Source organism: Streptomyces sp. NPDC041784 (genome assembly GCF_055591025.1).
In genome coordinates, this window is the sequence record NZ_JBVJAB010000016.1 from 121,399 (window position 1) to 140,109 (window position 18,711).

The window sequence follows — 18,711 nt, forward strand, 5'->3', positions numbered from 1 at the left end:
GGGGGGGGTTTTGGGTGGGGGAAAAAACAAAAACCCGAAGCGGTGCCCCCCCCCCCCCCCCACCCCCCCCCCCCCCCCCCCCCCCCCCCCCCCCCCCCCCCCCCCCCGACCCGATGGCCTGCCCGGCGCCGGGGCCGTCCGACAACTCGTCACGGATGATGAGTACGGCGGTCAGGACCGCGCAGAGCAGTGCGGCGACCGTCAGCTGCAGACGCCGGTCGGCGTACCAGCGCGGAAGCCGGCCGGCGTGCGGGTCGGTGTGCGGGCCGGTGGGTCGGGCGGACTGCGCGTGGGTGGGGCGGTCGGTGCGGGGGCGGGCGGGGGGGAACGTGCGCGGGCGGGCGGGTCGTCGGTGGCGGTGGGCGCGTTTCCGGTGGCCAAAAGGGTGGGGCAACCTCACAGAGCAGTACCCTTCGCAGTCCTCGGCGGGGAGGCGCGCAGCCGCGGGCAGAACGCGGCGACGGTGGTGAGCAGCGTCAGTGTCAGCAGGACACGCTGCGCGCTGAAGGCGTGCGTGGCGATGAACACCGTCGAGACGATCAGGACGGCGGCCACGCTCAGGAAGACGATCAGCATCAGCCGCTCCAGCAGGTCGGAGTGGCGTTCGAAGGCCGGGTCCCTGCGCTCGACGGGCCCCTCGGCGGGGCGCGCGGCGAGCGCGGGCCCGCAGATTCTGACGAGGGCGGCGCCCGGCCCCGCCGCGAGGAACACGATCATCGCCACGCCCCGCAGCCCGGAGCCGGCGGGCAGCGCGAGCGCGGAGAGGGCCAGCCAGCCGCCGAACGGGGGCACCATCCGCACCACGAGTTCCTGTGGGGTCATCGGCCCGCCTCCTTCGGCTCCGGTGTGTCCGTCTCGTCCTTCTCGTCCTTCTGGTCCTTCGCGCTCTCCGCGCCCTTCTCTTCCTTCGCGCCCTTCTCGCCCTCCCCGTCCTTCAGCGCGTAGGCCGATCCGGCGCTGTTGCCCGCCACCCGCTCGAACAGCGGGGAGGCGGCGACGGACTTCTCGATGCGCTCCAACTGGGCCCGGGTCAGCAGCCCGTTCATCTCGGTGTCGGCGAACTGGCCCCGGGTGAAGAGGAGATAGGCGCGGCCCGGCGACTCGACGGAGGCCATGTCGCGGGCGAGGGTCGTGGCCGGTTCCCTGACGATCAGGTCGACGTGCTGCCGGGCGTCGTCGAGGAACCAGTAGTGGTCCACCCGCCAGTAGTCGGCGAAGGCGAGCGGGTAGTTGCGGTCGGCGGCGACGACCAGGGAGCCGTCGGGCGCCTTGTCGATCACCTGCCGCACCAGATCGACCTCGACCGGCGGGAAGTAGCTGATGCGGTCCTTGCCGGAGTAGCTCGGCACGAACGCGAGCGTGCCGGTGAGGAGCGCGACCAGCGGCAGCCAGACGAACCGGCGGCGTTCGGGCCGGGCCCCCTGCGCCTCGACGGCGGCCAGGGTGCGCACCTGGGGCAGCAGGGCCGCCGCGGCGAAGAAGGCGGCGCCCGGCAGCATGAACATCAGCACCCGGAAGATCATCTCGCTGCCGTAGCTGCTCGCCGCGAACATCGGCAGCGGAGCCAGGGCGAGCAGGAGCAGCGGCAGGGCACGGTGGCGCAGCACCGGCTGGCGCAGTGCGCCCACCGCCGCGAGCAGCAGCACCGAGCCCGACAGCAGCCGGGCCACCCAGGACGTGGTCACCGCGCCGGTGCCGGTCGGGGTCGCGCCGTACCCGGTGGCGACGTTGCCCCCGATGTCGCCGATGGAGCGGAGCATGTCCGGCATCGTGGCGGACAGGAAGGGCAGCGCGGCCGTGAGACACCAGGCCAGGAAGATCACGGCGGTGGTGATCAGCGGGACCTTGTCGCGGTAGTGGCGCGCGAGGAACAGGACGGCCAGGGATGCCACGAGCATGCCCGGGGTGAGCTGGTGCGAGATGACGATGGCCACGACCAGGAGGGTGAGCAGGACCGTCCACACCGCCTGCCGCTGACCGTCGCCCGCGCCGCCCGTCGCGCCCGTGCCGCCTGTGCCCCCGCGCGCGTACCGGCGCAGGACGACCGCGAGGACGCCGAGGTGCAGGGCGAAGGCCACGGACTGCGGCGAGAAGTAGTCCTGGCCCACCCAGTTGGCGACGCAGAACAGCCAGACCGCCAGCCAGACCAGGCGCCGGTCCTCGGTGAAGGTGCGGTAGATCAGCAGCAGCGGGAGCAGCAGCATCAGGCTGGAGACCAGCGGCCACCAGGCCATGAACTGGGCGGCGGAGTCGACCCCGAGCAGCTTCACCAGCGCGGCCTGCGCGGCGAAGAAGCCGGGCCACTGGTCGTAGACGGCCATGTCGCCGACGACGTCCTCGTTCTGGAGCCGGCCGGCCGTCAGCAGGTGGTCGATGACCGCGTCGTGCTTCCACGCCCACGCGTACAGCGGGGTCGGATAGACCACGGCCTGCGTGGCGCGCTCCATCACCAGCAGCCCGACGACGTACGCCGGCGCCCAGACGGGGTGGCGGTGCGGCCCGCGCAGGGTGAACCAGAAGCCGGCCGTGAGCAGCGCCAGCCCGGCCCAGAACGTGGGGTGCACCGCGCCGACCAGGCCGAAGTCGCCGAGGTCGGAGACGTCGGTGTGGGTCACCGCGTAGCCCCACAGGGCGAGCGAGGCGAGCAGCGCGGCGGCCGGCCACAGTGCGGAGCCGCGCCAGGGGCGGGCGGGCGGCAGGTCGGAAAGATCCGTCACCGACTCACCGCCTGCCGGGCCGTGGGACTCCTGGGTGGCCGTGGTGCCGGGCGGTGGCACGGGAGCCCGGCGGGGCGCGCTCGCCGTACCGCGCGCGGTCGCCAGGTCGGCGCCCGGGCCCGGTACGGGCTCCGGTTCGGATCTCTCCCTCGGTGTGGCTGGCGGACGCACGACGGTTCCCCCCTGGCGGTTCGGCTCTGAAGCGTGATCAGTCGCTGGTGCGGGTGCCGGATCTGCCGTTCACGGGTGAGGCAGGTGCCTCGGGCGAGGCGAGTGCCTCGGCGGAGGCCCGTGCCTTCGATGAGGCGAGTGCCTCGGGTGAACGGTGCGGATCCCGGCCGGGCTCCGCCGACGGCTCGGCACGGTGGAGCGACAGGAGCAGGACAAGCAGGAACAGCAGGACGAGCACGGGCAGCGCGACCGGGGCGAGCGCCTCGCGCCCCGCCCAGCCCCCCACGGCGGCGAGGAAGACGACCCCCCAGCGTGCCGCCCACGGCAGCCGCCCGCCCAGCCGGGTGAGCAGCCGCCACAACGGGACGAGCGACAGCAGCAGACAGACGGGCGGCACCCAGCGCAGCAGCGGCTCGGGCCCGGACAGGCCCAGAGTCTCGGCGAAGAAACCGGCCGTTTCCGTATAGAACGTCCCGCCGAGTGCCGTTGGTTCCCGCCCGAACGCCACCGGTACGGAATACAGCGCGAGGGCGACGGCCATCAGCGCGGTGCCGGGAAGGCACGGCTCCCGGCGCACGGACAGCGTCACCGCGGCGACGAACAGCACGAGCAGCGCCGCCCCGGCGGCGACGGCCGGGCCGGGCAGCAGTTCGAGCAACTCCCGCCCGTCCAGCGGCGCGGCGAGGGCGCCCGTGACACCGCCGAGCCACGGCAGGTCCCGCAGCGCCCACCCGAAGACCGCCGTGGCCGCGCCGATCAGGACCCAGAGCCCGGCCCGCAGCAGCCGCTGCCACCGCTCGGACCAGACACCGCGCCCCTCGTACGCGGGCACCGGTTCCGTCGGCCGCGCGGCCTCCTCGGCCGGCGCGCCCTGCTTCTGCGGCCGGACGATCACCATGAGGGTGTCCGCCTCCAGCGCCTCCCGCTCATAGCCCGGACGCCCTATGAACAGCGCGACCGTGTCCTCGTCGGACGCCCCGTGCTCGTGCGCGGTCCGGCGCGCCCAGCTCGTGCCGTACCCGGCGGTGGAGTTGAGCCGGGCCCAGCGGGTGCCGTACGCCGGGTCGGTGTCGCCGTCGGCGGGAACGGGCACCCTGTCGGCCGGAACCGCGGGCACCCCGTCGGTCCCGCGCAGCGCTCTTCGCAGCCCCACGACCGAGACGGCGGCGATCAGCGTCATGCTCAGCAGCACCGCCCAGCCCGCGCCCGCGATGCCGGCCGACCCGAACAGCAGGGCCGCGCTGCCCAGCACCAGCGTGCACATGGCGCCCTGGAGCGCGGCGAGCACCCCGGTGCGGCCCTGCACGCGCAGCACCCCGATGTACAGCTCGACCACGACCCGGGGCAGCGCTCCGGCGGCCAGCAGTCGCAGCACGGTGGTGCCGTGCTCGGCGTAGTCCTCGTGGAAAGGCGTCAGGATCTGCGGGGCGAACAGCACCAGTACCAGTACCACCGGCACCAGCAGCAGTGTCATCCGGCGCAGCGCGCCGCGCACCCCGTCGGCGAGGTGGCGCGGGTCGTGCGAGGCGTGCGCGGTGAGCGAGGAGGCCATGTTGATGGCCATGAACTCCATCGTTCCGCCGACCGTGTACGCCACGTAGAAGTAGCCGTTCTCGGCGGCGCTGAAGCGGACGGCGACCATCACCGGCAGCAGGTTGATCATGGCCAGGCTGAACAGCGCGCCCAGCGAGTCCCCGGCCAGGAAGCGGCCCATCTCGCGCAGCCTCGGCGGCTCCAGGTCGCGGTCGGCGGCGGCCTGGCGCGGGATCAGTCTGCGGAAGATCAGCCAGCCGAGCGGCACGGTCGAGAGCGCGATCGCGGCGGCCCAGGACACGAAGATGCCGAGCACCGGCAGCGCGGTGGCGAAGACGACCAGCAGGATCAGCTTGCCGATCGAGAACACCGCGTTGCCGATGGGCACCCAGCCCGATCTGCGCAGCCCGGTCAGCACGCCGTCCTGGAGGGTGAGCAGCGCCCAGGCCACACAGGCGACGACGAACGCCGCGCCCGCGGCCGGCGTGCCCAGCGGCGCGTACGACGCGCCCCACAGGTCGAGGGTGAGCAGGAAGACGAACGCGGCGATGGCCACGACCACCGAACTCGCCGCGTACGCCCGCCACACCAGCGAGCCCGTCTGCCGTCCCGCGCGCGGCACGAAGCGGACCACCGCGCCGATCATCGTCGTCGCCGTGATGCTGGCGAGCAGCCGCATCGCGGCGATCGCGGCGGACCCCTGGCCGACGGCCTCCTCCGTGTAGTAGCGGGCGGCCACCAGCCAGAACCCGAGGCCCAGCACGGCGGAGACGCCGGTGCTGAGCATCAGGAAGTAGGCGTTCCTGAACAGGGAGTCCGCACCGCGAGTGCTGTCGGCCGGCTGCGGGCCGGTCGCCTCCTTTCCGGCGGGCGGCGCCGAGCGCTCGGGAGCCTCGATCTCGGCCTGCGTCTCAGCCACGGGTCGGTCCCAGCCCTCCCGGTACCTCGGCCGGCCGTGCCTTGGACTCGTCCAGCGCCTCGACGACCTGCCGGGCCCGCAGCGGGTCCACGGGCAGGGCGTGCCGCGCGAACCAGCGGGCGCCGGCCGGATCGGGCGACGGGTCGGTGAACCCGTCACCCGCGTAGTCGTCCAGCGGCGGGTCATAGAGGTACCCGACGACGATGCCCCGCCGTGCGAGCGCCGCGCGCGCCGCGTCCCGGTCGGCCACGAACAGGGGTACCCGGAAGAGTGGTTGGGCCATGACCGGCCCGACCCGGCTGTGCGGCCTCGCCCACGGCGTCGACAGCAGCAGTTCCGTACCGGACCGGCAGGCGGTCAGCACTCCGTCCACGCGGTCGAGCCTGCGCTGGATGCGCCCGAGCCGGAGCGGCCCGGACCGCAGCCGGTAGTCGTGCATGTCGACCCGGACCCAGGAGTCGTGCGCGGTGAGGTCCGGCGCCGTGCCGACGGCACGGGCCAGTTCCTCCGGGCGCAGCGGCATCCGGATCTCCTCGCGCTCCATCAGCCCGAGCAGCCGCATCGTGGCCCACGCGGCCCGCCGCAGCCGCAGCCCCCGCACGGTGGCCTCCGCGTACGGCCGGACCGTGTAGGCGAGTTCCGCCGTGAGCCGGCCCGGCAGCAGCAGGTCCTCGCAGGTCTTCTCCAGGGCCTCGCGCAGCCCCGGGTCGGCGAAGGACAGGAAGCCGCCCGCCTTGGCACCGACATGCTTGGACAGGCTGAAAACGGAGGCGTCGCCCCAGGCTCCGACCGGACGGCCGCCGACTTCGCTGCCGATCGCATGAGCGCCGTCCTCGAACAACGGGATGCCCAGCGCGTCGCACTTCTGCCGCAGGCGCGGCGCGTCGTCCGGATTGCCGTACAGATTCGTCGTGAGGACCGCGGACAGCGAGCCCCAGACCTCGTCGGGGACGGCGTCGACGTCGATCGACGCGTCCAGCGGGTTCAGCGGCGCCTGCACGGGCCTCAGGCCCGCCGCGAGCACCACGAAGAAGATCACGTCGTCGTTGACCGGCGACATCAGCACGTGTCCGCCGGGCGGGCACCAGTGGCGCAAGGCCACGAACAGCCCGAATCTGCACGACGGTACGTACACGCATTCCCGGCCGAGTCTGCCGCGCATGGTCTCTTCCAGCCGCTTCGGCCGTGAACCATGCCGCGCCGACCCGAGGCCGGCCTCCCCTATGGCCATCCGCCCCCCAGGTGTGCCGCGGGAAAGCCCCCTCCCCGAGGCCTTCCAGCACCCGCTCAGAGTGTCCCTGTTCGCACCGCTCCGTCAAGATTGCGGTCCATTTCGAGGGCGACTTCCGGTAGGCAAGCGGAAGCGGAGAGCCAGCACCGGCGGGTCCCGGGCGGGACCGGAAACCCGCCGCGCGCGGTCCGCCCCGTGTCACTCCGCCGAGGTCGGACGTAACGTGTGCCGCGACCCGGCACACCCGCCGAACAACCGCGGGAACGACCGAGGGAAGGTCCGCGCGACCGACCGAACGAAAGACCGACCGAAACACCGCACGAACGAGCGCACGTACCGGCGCACGAAAGAGAGGCAGCACTCCATGCCCCCCTTCGACCTCCCCGAGGGCGACCCCTTCGGCCCGCACAACCTTCCGTACGGCGTCTTCTCCCTCCCCAGCGAAACGGAGCGGACCGTCGGCGTCCGGCTCGGCGACCATGTCCTCGACGCGGCCGCGGCGGCCCGCGCCCTCGGCTCGCCGCACGCCGCGCTCCTCGCGCGCCCCACCCTCAACCCCCTGCTGGCGGCGGGCCGCACCACCTGGTCGGACGTACGGCGGTCCCTCACGGAGTGGGTGACGGACCCCGCCCACCGCGCCACCGTCGAGCCGCTCCTCCACCCCCTGTCCGCGGTGACCCTGCACCTGCCCTTCGAAGTCGCCGACTACGTCGACTTCTACTCCTCCGAGCACCACGCCAGGAACGCGGGCGCGATCTTCCGCCCGGACGGCGGCGACAACCTGCTGCCCAACTGGAAGCACCTGCCCATCGGCTACCACGGCCGCGCCGGGACGGTCGTCGTCTCCGGTACGGACGTCGCCCGCCCCTCGGGCCAGCGAAAGGCGCCCACCGACCCGGCCCCCGTCTTCGGCCCGACCGCGCGGCTCGACATCGAGGCCGAGGTCGGCTTCGTCGTCGGCGTGCCCTCGCCGCACGGCACGCCGGTCGCGCTGGCCGACTTCCGCGAACACGTCTTCGGGCTCTGCCTGCTCAACGACTGGTCGGCCCGCGACATCCAGGCCTGGGAGTACGTCCCCCTCGGCCCGTTCCTCGCCAAGTCCTTCGCCACCTCCGTCTCGGCGTGGATCACCCCGCTGGAGGCCCTGGAGGAGGCCCGTGTGGCGCCCCCGGAGCGCACCCACCCGCTGCTGCCGTACCTGGACGACGCGGCCACCGAGCCCGCCGGCTACGACCTGCGCATCTCCGTCGCGCTCAACGGTCACGTCCTCTCCGAGCCGCCCTTCTCCTCCATGTACTGGACGGCCGCCCAGCAGCTCGCCCACATGACGGTCAACGGCGCCTCCCTGCGCACCGGCGACCTGTACGGCTCGGGCACGGTGAGCGGCCCGCACGAGCACGAGCGCGGCTCCTTCCTGGAACTGACCTGGAACGGCCGCGACCCCCTCGAACTCCCGGACGGCAAGCGCACGTTCCTGGAGGACGGCGACCTGGTCACCCTGTCGGCCTGGGCCCCGGGGCGGGGCGGACTGCGCGTGGGCCTGGGCGAGGTGAGCGGACGGATCGTGGCCGGGTGAGCCCCGGGGCGGCACCGCCGGGCGACGGCGTGCCGACGGTGGACGACGGCCTACTGCCGGCGGGCTGACTCCGGCGGCCCCCGCCGTCATACTGGCGGCGGGCGCGGTCCTCGCACCGGGCCCGCCGCCCGTGGGCACCAGCACGCGTCCCCGCCGTACGGCACCGCCCTCCCGCCACGCCCGCCGATCAGGATCCGGAGCCCCTGGCATGACCGTCTGCCTGCTCCTGCTGTGCGTCGTCGCCCTGACGGCCGCCGTGCCGGCCCCGCGTGCGCTGACCCGGGCCGAGTGGCCCGAACGGGAGCCGGTGGTCGGGCTGTGGGTGTGGCAGTGCCTGGTCGCGACGGTCCTGCTGTGCTGCCTGACCGCCCTGGTGCTGGGCGCCGCCGCCGTCTTCCACACCGTCCGCGCCCAGGTGTTCGCCCCCGCGCCGCCCGCCGTGACGGAGGCGTACGCCCTCTCCACCGGCTCGCCCTGGACCGCGGCACTCACCCTGCTGCTGGCCTGCGGGGCGGCCTGGACGACCGCGATGCTGGCCCGGGAGCTGGTCGAGGCCCGCCGACGGCGCGGCCAGGCCCGCGCCCACCTGCGGGAACGCGCCCCCGACCTGCCCGCCGGACTGCCGTCCGCCCGGGGCCCGCTGCTCGTGCTGGAGGACGAGTACCCCGACGCCTGGTGGATGCCCGGCAACCCGCCCCAGCTGATCGTGACCACCGGCGCCCTGCACCGCCTCACCTCCCACCAGCTGGACGCCGTCCTCACCCATGAGCGCGGCCACGCCCGCGCCCACCACGACTGGCTGCTCCACCTGTCGACCGCCCTTGCCACCGGCTTCCCCCGTATCCCTCTCTTCGCTCATTTCTGCGACCAGACCCATCGGCTGGTCGAACTCGCCGCGGACGACACCGCGTCCCGACGCTGCGGTCACCTGACCACCGCGCTCGCCCTGATCGAGCTGAACCAGCACCGGGGCGTCCTGTCCTGCGCCTCCAGCCACCGGCTCCTCGGCGAACGGGTCGACCGTCTCCTCCAGCCGCCCCCGCGTCTGCCGCGCCGCCACCGGGCGCTGACGACGACCGTGGCCGCGCTGGTCCCTCTGCTGCCCCTGCTGATCACCTTCGCGCCGGGCCTGACGGCGCTCGCCTAAGGACCCGGTAGGGATCCGGCCGATCCGCCCGGCGGCGGAACGGTGGGCGCGGCAGTGGAACGGCTGGCGCGGCGGCGGAACGGTGGCGCGACGGTGGAAGATCTTGCCCTCGCCACAGAGAAACACCAGGTCAGCGACCCATCTGACGGTCCGGAGACTGGCGCAACACTTCCGCAACACCACTATTCCTATCGGGTAGATATGGTCCGACCATGCCGCCCCCCGACCGCATCCGAGACCACGCCGGACAAGGTGCGACCACCGTCGCCGCCCACCGCGCGCGGCGCCGACTGCGCGCCGACGCGGCCCGCCAGCTCGCCGATCTGCTCCGCCGTCAGCTGCTCACCGGCGGCTTCCCGGACGGCACGCTCCCCCACGAGTCGACCCTCTGCGCGGAGTACCGGGCGTCCCGCAACACCGTGCGCCAGGCCCTCGACCTGCTGCGCGCCGAAGGGCTGGTGGAACGCCTGCCCGGCGTGGGCACCGTCGTCGTCGCCGAGAAGTACCCGCACGGCCTGGACCGGCTGATGGGACTCGCGGAAACCCTGCGCGAACACGGACGCGTCACCAACGAGGTCCGCACCATGGGCCCCGTCGCCGCGCCCGCCCCGGTCGCCGAACGCCTCCGGGTACCCGCGGGCTCCGACGTCCTCTACATCGAACGTCTGCGCCGCCTCAACGGCCTGCCCCTCTCACTCGACCTCACCTACATCCCGCTCGACATCGGTGCCGACCTGCTCGGCGCCGACCTGGAGAACAACGACGTCTTCCGCCTCCTGGAAGCCATCACCGGCCGAAGGCTCGGCCACGCCGAGATCACCCTCGAGGCGGTGAACGCGGACGCCAACTCCGCCGCCGTACTCGAAGCGCCGCGCGGCGCCGCCGTCCTCATGCTGGAGCGCCTGACCCATCTCGCCGACGGCCGACCGGTCGACCTCGAGTTCATCCGCTTCCGCGGCGACCGCATCTCGATGAGCGGCCTCCTGCACCGCTCCCTCTGACCCGCGCTGACCCCGCTCCCCTTCCACACCGCTCCCTTCCCCTCCGCGCCTTCACCGCGCCCTTCACCCCTTCATCGTTCGGCGGGGCCCAACCGGTTCACCGCTCCGCCGGATTTCTCAGAATTTCTCGGGACTTTTCTGGAGACAGCCATGGCCTTGGTGCCCCAGCGGGCCGACGTGCCCGTGACCATCGACGAGTCGAAGTGCATCGACGGCTGCACCCTCTGCGTGGACATGTGCCCGCTGGACTCCCTCGCCATCGACGAGAGCAACGGCAAGGCGTACATGCACGTCGACGAGTGCTGGTACTGCGGCCCGTGCGCGGCCCGCTGTCCCACCGGAGCCGTCACGGTCAACATGCCCTACCTGCTCCGGTGAAAGGCCCGAACCCCATGAAATCCCCCGCGATCGCCACCTCCACAGCCGTTCTCCTCCTCCTGTCGCTCACCGCCTGCGGCGGCAGCGCCGAGGCCGGTGACGGCTCCACGGTCACCGTCACCGTCGGCTACCAGTCCAAGACCATCAACACGGTCACGGCCGGCACCCTCCTGCGCTCCCTCGGCTACTTCGAGAAGCAGCTCGACGCCCTGGGCGACGGCACCACGTACAAGGTGGACTGGCAGGACTACGCCACCGGCGCCCCGATCACCGCACAGATGACCGCCGGGAAGATCGACATCGGCTCGATGGGCGACTTCCCGCTCCTCATCAACGCGGCCCGCGGCAAGCAGCTCGGCAAGCCCACCCACCTGGTCTCGGTCACCGGCTACAACCTCCGCGGCGGCCTCAACACCATCGTCACCCCACCCGACTCCGAGCTCACCTCCCTCGACGACCTCAAGGGCAAGAAGGTCTCCACGAGCGTCGGCTCCGCAGCCGACGGCACGCTCGTCCGCGCCCTTCAGCGCGCAGGCATCGACCCGGCCGAGGGCATCGAGAAGCTCAACCAGCAGCCGTCCGTGGGCGCCTCCGCACTCTCCGCCGGAAGCGCCGACGCGCTCTCGCAGTTCGTCGCCTGGCCCGGCCTGCTCGCCTTCCAGGGCAAGGCGAAGGCCCTGTACGACGGCGCCCAGCTGAACCTGCCCACCTTCCACGGCGTCACCGCCCGCGAGGACTTCGCGAAGAAGCGCCCGGCCGTCCTGGAGGCGTTCCTGAAGGCCCAGGCGGAAGCCACCACGTACCTGGCCGCGCACCCCGTGGCCGCCGCCGAGAGCGTCGCGAAGGCCACCGGTCTGCCCGCCGAGGTCGTCTACCTCTACAACGGCGCCCACGGCATCTCCACCTTCGACCCGACCGTCAAGCCGCAGCTCGTCTCCGCCCTGAAGGAGGACGTGTCCGTCCTCAAGGCGGCAAAGCTGACCGGCGACGTCGACGTGGACGCCTTCGTCGACGACCAGTACGTGAAGAAGGCGCTCGGCTCGTCGTACGCCGAGCAGCTCGCCGCCGCGCCCGCACCGGCCGCGAGCGAGGTGTGGCCCAAGGGCGCCACCGAGACTCGTACTTTCACCACGCCCGCCGAACTGCTCGGCCACGTCGCCCGGCACCAGGACGGCATCCGCGCCGCGTACGTCCCCGACGCCACCACCGGCACCCTGTGGTTCGCCGACAAGGCGGTGTGGGTGGCCGACGGCACCGACCTGCTGCCGTTCGTCGCGCCGGCGACCGCGCGGGCGTACGTCGACGCCCACGGCGGGGCGCGCGTCATCACGTACGCCGACGCACTGAGGCGGGCGTCATGACCCGGTACGCGCTGCGGGTGGGCTCCGTGGCGGCCGCCCTCGGCCTGTGGCAGCTGCTGACCAGCCGGAACATCGACATCTGGCTGCGTTTCTCGCAGTTCCCCACGGTCGCCGACGTGGCCCGCGCCTTCGCCGACCGGCTGACCGGTGACGACTACTGGACCGACCTCACCGACAGCCTCACCCGGATCCTCTCCGGCTTCCTGCTTGCCGCTGTCCTCGGTGTGGCCACCGGCGTGCTCGTGGCGCGCTCGCGGCTCGCCGAGGACCTGCTCGGCCCGCTCCTGGAGATCGTCCGGCCCATCCCCGCCATCGCGCTCGTCCCCGTCGCGATCCTCCTCTTCCCCTCCAACGAGCAGGGCATCGTCTTCATCACCTTCACCGCCGCCTTCTTTCCCGTGCTGGTCTCCACCCGGCACGCGGTCCGCGCGCTGAACCCGGTCTGGGAGGAGGCGGTCAGCACCCTGGGCGGCGGCCGGTGGCGGATCCTCGGCTCGGTCGTCCTGCCGGGCGCGCTGCCCGGCATCTTCGGCGGCCTGTCGGTAGGCATCGGCGTGTCGTGGATCTGCGTGATCTCCGCCGAGATGATCTCCGGCCAGTACGGCGTCGGCTACCGCACCTGGCAGGACTACACGGTCGTCGACTACCCGGGCGTGTTCGTCGGCATGGTCACCATCGGCGTCCTCGGCTGGGCCACCTCCACGGCCGTGGAACTCCTCGGCCGCCGTCTGACCCACTGGCTGCCGCGCACCTCCTACGTCCCCGGAGCGCGGGCCCCGCGCCGGGCGCGCGGCGCCGCCACCCCCGTACCGGCCGCTCCCAGGCCGGAGAAGGGCGTGCCCCATGACCAGCTCGTCTGACGTCCGTTCGTCCGACATCCCCTCGACCGATGTCCGCTCAAGGGACATCCCTTCCACCGATGTACCCTCGTCCGACGGTGGCTCGTCCGACGGCCGCTCGCCGTCCCGGGCCGGTGCGGGGCTCGCCCTGCGGGGTGCCACCCTCGGCCGCCCGGGTACGCCCGTGCTGCACGGCGTCGACCTCGATGTGGCCCCCGGCGAGATCCTCACCGTCGTCGGCCCATCCGGCTGTGGCAAGTCCACGCTGCTGCGCACCCTGGCCGGACTGCTGTCCCCGCTCGACGGGGAGGTCACCCAGGACGCACACCCGCTGACCGGCCCCGGTGCCGACCGCGCCCTGGTCTTCCAGGAGGACGCCCTTCTCCCCTGGCGCACCCTGCGGGCGAACGTCGAACTCCCCCTGGCCGTCCGCGGGCTGCCGCGCCCCGAGCGCCGCGCCCAGGCCGAGTCGTGGCTGGCCAGGGTCGGACTCGCCGAGCACGCCCGGCAGTTGCCGCACCGCGTCTCCGGCGGCCAGCGCCAGCGCGCCCAGCTCGCCCGCGCCCTGGCGGGAGCGCCCCGCGCCGTCCTCATGGACGAACCCTTCGGCGCCCTCGACGCCCGGACCCGGGCCGGTATGCAGGACTTGCTGGTCGATGTCCTGCGCGGCACGGGCGCGACCGTCGTCTTCGTCACCCACGACATGGACGAGGCCCTGTTCCTCGGCGACCGCGTGGCCCTCCTCGGCGCGGGCCGCCTCACCGTCGTACGGGACGTACCGCGCCCGCGCGACCGGGCCGCCCACGACGACCCCGCGCGCGTGGCCCTGCGACGCGACGTCCTGACCGCACCGAGCATCTGAAAGGCACCCCGGTGGACACCCCCCTCCAGATCCCCGCGCTCGGCGACGCCGAGGAGCTGACCTGCGACGTCCTCGTCATCGGCGGCGGCACCGCCGGCACGATGGCGGCCCTGACCGCCGCTGAGCACGGCGCCGACGTCCTGCTCCTGGAGAAGGCCCACGTCCGGCACTCGGGCGCGCTCGCCATGGGCATGGACGGCGTCAACAACGCGGTCGTCCCCGGCCGCGCCGAGCCCGACGACTACGTCGCCGAGATCACCCGCGCCAACGACGGCATCGTCGACCAGTCCACCGTCCGCCAGACCGCGACCCGGGGCTTCGCCATGGTGCGGCGGCTGGAGTCGTACGGCGTGAAGTTCGAGAAGGACGAGCACGGCGAGTACGCGGTCCGTCAGGTACACCGCTCCGGCTCGTACGTGCTGCCGATGCCGGAGGGCAAGGACGTCAAGAAGGTCCTGTACCGGCAGCTGCGGCGGCGCGAGATGCGGGAGCGGATCCGCATCGAGAACCGGGTGATGCCGGTGCGTGTGCTGACCGCCGAAGGGCGTGCCGTGGGCGCGGCGGGCTTCAACACGCGTACGGGCGCGTTCGTCACCGTCCGCGCGGGTGCCGTGATCCTCGCGACCGGTGCCTGCGGCCGCCTCGGTCTGCCCGCCTCCGGCTACCTGTACGGCACGTACGAGAACCCCACCAACGCCGGGGACGGCTACGCGATGGCCTACCACGCGGGCGCCGAGCTGACCGGCATCGAGTGCTTCCAGATCAACCCGCTGATCAAGGACTACAACGGCCCCGCCTGCGCCTATGTCGCCAACCCCTTCGGTGGCTACCAGGTCAACCGGCACGGCGAACGTTTCGTCGACTCCGACTACTGGTCGGGCCAGATGATGGCCGAGTTCGCCGCGGAGGTCGCCTCCGACCGCGGTCCGGTGTACCTGAAGCTGAGCCATCTCCCGGAGGAGTCGGTCTCCGCCCTGGAGTCGATCCTGCACTCCACCGAGCGCCCGACGCGCGGCACCTTCCACGCGGGCCGGGGGCACGACTACCGCACCCACGACATCGAGATGCACATCTCCGAGATAGGCCTGTGCGGCGGCCATTCGGCCTCGGGCGTACGGGTCGACGACCACGCCCGTACGACCGTCCCGCGGCTGTACGCCGCCGGTGATCTGGCGTGCGTCCCGCACAACTACATGATCGGCGCGTTCGTCTTCGGCGAGCTGGCGGGCGCCGACGCCGCCCGGTACGCGCCGTACGGCGGGGAGTTGCCGGCCGAGCAGCTGCGGGAGGCGCACGAGCTGGTCTACCGCCCGCTGCGCAACCCTCAGGGCCCGCCGCAGCCCCAGGTCGAGTACAAGCTGCGCCGCTTCGTGAACGACTACGTGGCCCCGCCGAAGTCCGGTGCGCGGCTGTCCCTGGCCCTGGAGGCCTTCGAGCGGATGCACGACGACATCGCCGCTATGGGTGCCCGCACCCCGCACGAGCTGATGCGGTGCGCCGAGGTCACTTTCATCCGCGACTGCGCGGAGATGGCCGCCCGGGCCTCCCTGGCCCGCACGGAGTCCCGCTGGGGCCTCTATCACGACCGTCTCGACCACCCCGCGCGCGACGACACGTCCTGGTTCCACCACCTCGATCTGCACAAGTCCCCCTCCGGTGCGATGGAGTTCACGGCCCGTCCCGTGGCTCCGTATCTGGTTCCGGTCGACGAGTTCACCCCCCTGGGCGGCCCGTCCCGGCGGCTCGGTGAGGTCCACCCCGAGAACGTGGCGACCGCCGGGTCCCGGGACGTGGCGCCGGTGGCCTCCGGACCGACGTCCGCGCGAGCCACCGGGACCACCGGCGCCACCGGACCCACCGGACCCACCGGACCCACCGGATCCACCGGGCCCACCGACGCCGTCGACCCCGTCGGCCTTCGGGCGGGCGCCTCGCCCCGCCTCCTCGAACTGCTGGCGCTCGCCGAGGGGGAACCCGAACTCACCCTCGTCGAGCCCTACTTGACCGACCTCGACCCGGCTGTGCGCCGGACCGCGGTCGCCGTCCTGACCGAGACCCTGCCGCCCGGCACCGGGCAGGCGCTGGCCGGTGCCCTCACCGACCCCGACGGCGAAGTACGCGCGACGGCGGCCGCCTCACTGCGCGAGCTGGTCGAGACGCTCCCGCCGGAGCCCGCGCTGCGCGACGCCCTGGCCGCCGCGCTCGCCGAGACCGACCCGGTCGTCCGCGCCGCCGCCCTCGACGTGCTGCGCGCGCTGCGCCTGGGCGACGCCGAGCTGTTCGCCGGCCCGCTGGACGACCCCGATGTCGCCGTCCGGATCGAGGCCGTCCGCGCGCTGGTCTCGGTCGACGCGGTCGAACCCCTGGCCCGGGCGGCGGACGACACCTCCCGGGAGGTCCGGGTGACCGTGGCCAAGGCACTCGCCGGGGTCGCCTCGGCGCCCCTCGCCCCGGGCGCCGCGGACCTGCTCACGGGCACCCTGGCCCGGCTCGGCCGGGACTCGGACGCCCTGGTCCGCGGTGCCGCCCTGGGCGCGCTGGCCTCGGCCGGCTGCACGCCGCCGCTCGCCCTGCGGGCCGTCGCCGCGCTCGCCGACCCGGCGTGGCAGGTCCGCGTCGGCGCCGCCACCGCGCTGTCCGTCGCGGACCCCGACACGGCCGTCCCGGTCCTCGCCAAGGCCCTGGCCGACCCGAACGCCGACGTCCGCAAGGCCGCCGTCCTGGCCCTGATCCGGCACCACGACACCGAGGACGCCCGTGCGGCCCTGGCCACGGCGACGACGGACTCGGACGCGGACGTCAGGGCGTACGCGACACGGGCACTGTGAGGGAGTCCCGCGCTCCGCTCAGTCCGCTGTACCCAGTCCGCTGTACCCAGTCCGCTATATCCAGTCCTCCGGTTCCGGCTCGGCGTCCATCTCCGGCCAGTGGTCGTCCGCTCCCGCGTCGGTGCCGAGCGCCGAGGCCGAGCCAGCCGCCGGAGCCGAGCCGGGCGCCGTGGCCGAGCCGGGCGCGTCGGGCGCGCCGCCCAGCGTGGCCAGGACCGCCAGGACACCCTCCCCGTAGGTCGCCCGCTTCTTCTCGCCGACCCCGCTGATCCCGCCGAGCTGGGCCACCGACGTGGGCCAGGCCGTGGCGATCTCCCGGAGCGTGGCGTCGTGGAAGATGACGTACGCCGGGACGCCCTGCTCTCGGGCCTGTTCGGCACGCCAGGCGCGCAGGGCCTCGAAGGCCGGGAGCAGTTCCTCGGGCAGCTCGGCAGCGGCGGCCTTGGCCTTGCCCCGGCCGGAGGACGAGGAACCGGACGCCTTCGACCCCGCCGGCTTCTTCGGCTCCTTGCGCAGCGGGACGTCCCGCTCGCGCCTCAGCACCTCCCCGCTGGCCTCGGTCAGCACCAGCGTGCCGTACTCGCCCTCGACCGCGAGCAGCCCCTGGGCCAGCAGCTGCCGTACGACGCCGCGCCACTCGCCCTCTTCGAGCTCCTCGCCGATGCCGAACACGGACAGCTGGTCGTGGTCGAACTGGATCACCTTGGCCGTGCGCCGGCCGAGCAGGATGTCGACGATCTGCACGGCGCCGAACTTCTGCCCGCGCTCCCGCTGGAGCCGCACCACCGTCGAGAGCACCTTCTGGGCGGCGACGGTGCCGTCCCACGTCTGCGGGGGTGTGAGGCAGGTGTCGCAGTTGCCGCAGCCCGCCGGGGCGGGCTCCTGGCCGAAGTAGGCGAGCAGCTGGCCCCGGCGGCACTGGGCGGTCTCGCACAGCGCGAGCATCGAGTCCAGGTGGGCGGCGGCCCGCCGCCGGAAGGCCTCGTCGCCCTCGCCGGACTGGATCAGCTTGCGCTGCTGGATGACGTCGTTGAGGCCGTAGGCCATCCAGGCCGTGGACGGCAGTCCGTCGCGGCCCGCGCGGCCGGTCTCCTGGTAGTAGCCCTCGATCGACTTCGGCAGGTCGAGGTGGGCGACGAACCGTACGTCGGGCTTGTCGATGCCCATGCCGAAGGCGATGGTCGCGCAGACGACCAGGCCCTCCTCGCGCAGGAAGCGGGACTGGTGGGCCGCGCGGGTGCCCGCGTCCAGGCCCGCGTGGTAGGGCACGGCCTCGACGCCGTTCCTGGACAGGAACTCGGCGGTCTTGTCGACGGAGTTGCGTGAGAGGCAGTACACGATGCCCGCGTCGCCCGCGTGCTCCTCGCGCAGGAAGCTCAGCAGCTGCTTCTTGGGGTCGGCCTTGGGCACGACCCGGTACTGGATGTTGGGCCGGTCGAAGCTCGCCACGAAGTGCCGGGCGGCCGGCATGTTCAGCCGCTGGGTGATCTCCTCGTGCGTCGCGCGCGTGGCCGTCGCCGTGAGGGCGATCCGCGGAACGTCGGGCCAGCGGTCGCCGAGCAGGGAGAGGGTCAGGTAGTCGGGGCGGAAGTCGTGGCCCCACTGGGACACGCAGTGCGCCTCGTCGATCGCGAAGACCGAGATCTTGCCGCGGGAGAGCAGATCCAGCGTGGAGTCCAGGCGCAGCCGCTCCGGTGCCAGGTACAGCAGGTCCAGCTCGCCGGAGAGGAACTCGGCCTCGACGACGCGCCGCTCGTCGAAGTCCTGCGTGGAGTTGACGAACCCGGCGCGCACACCGAGCGCGCGCAGGGCGTCCACCTGGTCCTGCATCAGGGCGATCAGCGGGGAGACGACGATGCCCGTACCGGGTCTGACCAGGGCCGGGATCTGGTAGCAGAGCGACTTGCCGCCGCCGGTCGGCATCAGGACGACCGCGTCGCCGCCGGCCACCACGTGCTCGATGACCGCCTGCTGCTCGCCGCGGAAGGCGTCGTATCCGAAGACCCGGTGCAGCGTGGCCAGCGCCTCGCTCTCCATGTGTCCCGGTGTCCCGGTGCCTCCGGTGATTCCGGTGGTCCCTGCCATCTCGTCGATCCCGCCCGTCCCGCGCATCGTCTCGTCCCCCGTACGTCGTCCCTCGACCACTGC

The 18,711-nt window shown here is 73.2% G+C and carries 13 protein-coding genes; 8 read left to right on the top strand and 5 right to left on the bottom strand.

The features are described 5' to 3' along the window. Positions 1–396 precede the first annotated feature (396 nt). The 4 genes from ACZ6D7_RS30830 to ACZ6D7_RS30845 form a co-directional block, all read right to left on the bottom strand. Positions 397–822: a hypothetical protein gene (locus tag ACZ6D7_RS30830; RefSeq protein WP_469497715.1), complete on the bottom strand. Its 426-nt coding sequence runs from the start codon at positions 820–822 to the stop codon at positions 397–399. Then, positions 819–2,717: a glycosyltransferase gene (locus tag ACZ6D7_RS30835; protein WP_469497718.1), complete on the bottom strand. Its 1,899-nt coding sequence runs from the start codon at positions 2,715–2,717 to the stop codon at positions 819–821. The genes ACZ6D7_RS30830 and ACZ6D7_RS30835 overlap by 4 nt, the downstream gene beginning before the upstream one ends. A 208-nt stretch (positions 2,718–2,925) precedes the next feature. Next, positions 2,926–5,340, bottom strand: a complete 2,415-nt coding sequence (locus ACZ6D7_RS30840) for a lipopolysaccharide biosynthesis protein (protein ID WP_469497721.1) — start codon at positions 5,338–5,340, stop codon at positions 2,926–2,928. Then, the gene (locus ACZ6D7_RS30845; RefSeq protein WP_469497724.1) at positions 5,333–6,571 is read right to left on the bottom strand and encodes a DegT/DnrJ/EryC1/StrS family aminotransferase; all 1,239 of its coding nucleotides are present in this window, start codon (positions 6,569–6,571) and stop codon (positions 5,333–5,335) included. Before ACZ6D7_RS30845 ends, ACZ6D7_RS30840 begins: the two co-directional genes overlap by 8 nt. Before the next feature lie 364 nt (positions 6,572–6,935). Between ACZ6D7_RS30845 and fahA the strand changes: the two genes are divergently transcribed. From fahA to ACZ6D7_RS30885, 8 genes are all read left to right on the top strand, one after another. Further along, positions 6,936–8,147, top strand: a complete 1,212-nt coding sequence (gene fahA, locus ACZ6D7_RS30850; protein ID WP_469497727.1) for a fumarylacetoacetase — start codon at positions 6,936–6,938, stop codon at positions 8,145–8,147. 208 nt (positions 8,148–8,355) lie between these two features. Further along, positions 8,356–9,294 carry a M56 family metallopeptidase gene (locus ACZ6D7_RS30855; RefSeq protein ID WP_469497730.1) on the top strand — a complete coding sequence of 313 codons (939 nt, stop codon included), beginning with the start codon at positions 8,356–8,358 and terminating at the stop codon, positions 9,292–9,294. A gap of 212 nt (positions 9,295–9,506) precedes the next feature. Further along, positions 9,507–10,295 carry a GntR family transcriptional regulator gene (locus ACZ6D7_RS30860; protein WP_469497732.1) on the top strand — a complete coding sequence of 263 codons (789 nt, stop codon included), beginning with the start codon at positions 9,507–9,509 and terminating at the stop codon, positions 10,293–10,295. Between the two features lie 150 nt (positions 10,296–10,445). Continuing rightward, the gene (locus ACZ6D7_RS30865) at positions 10,446–10,673 is read left to right on the top strand and encodes a 4Fe-4S dicluster domain-containing protein (protein ID WP_085208013.1); all 228 of its coding nucleotides are present in this window, start codon (positions 10,446–10,448) and stop codon (positions 10,671–10,673) included. 14 nt (positions 10,674–10,687) lie between these two features. Continuing rightward, entirely contained in the window at positions 10,688–12,034 is a 1,347-nt protein-coding gene (locus ACZ6D7_RS30870) for an ABC transporter substrate-binding protein (RefSeq protein ID WP_469497735.1), read from the top strand. After that, complete coding sequence (locus tag ACZ6D7_RS30875) at positions 12,031–12,894, top strand: ABC transporter permease (protein WP_469497738.1); 864 nt, start codon at positions 12,031–12,033, stop codon at positions 12,892–12,894. The genes ACZ6D7_RS30870 and ACZ6D7_RS30875 overlap by 4 nt, the downstream gene beginning before the upstream one ends. Further along, a complete protein-coding gene (locus tag ACZ6D7_RS30880; protein ID WP_469497740.1) occupies positions 12,878–13,735 on the top strand; it encodes an ABC transporter ATP-binding protein in 858 nt (285 codons plus the stop codon). Before ACZ6D7_RS30875 ends, ACZ6D7_RS30880 begins: the two co-directional genes overlap by 17 nt. 11 nt (positions 13,736–13,746) lie before the next feature. Further along, entirely contained in the window at positions 13,747–16,563 is a 2,817-nt protein-coding gene (locus tag ACZ6D7_RS30885) for a fumarate reductase/succinate dehydrogenase flavoprotein subunit (protein WP_469497743.1), read from the top strand. 54 nt (positions 16,564–16,617) lie between these two features. Here ACZ6D7_RS30885 and recQ read toward each other — a convergent pair whose 3' ends face one another. Then, positions 16,618–18,675: a DNA helicase RecQ gene (gene recQ, locus ACZ6D7_RS30890; protein ID WP_469497994.1), complete on the bottom strand. Its 2,058-nt coding sequence runs from the start codon at positions 18,673–18,675 to the stop codon at positions 16,618–16,620. Between the last annotated feature and the right edge of the window lie 36 nt (positions 18,676–18,711).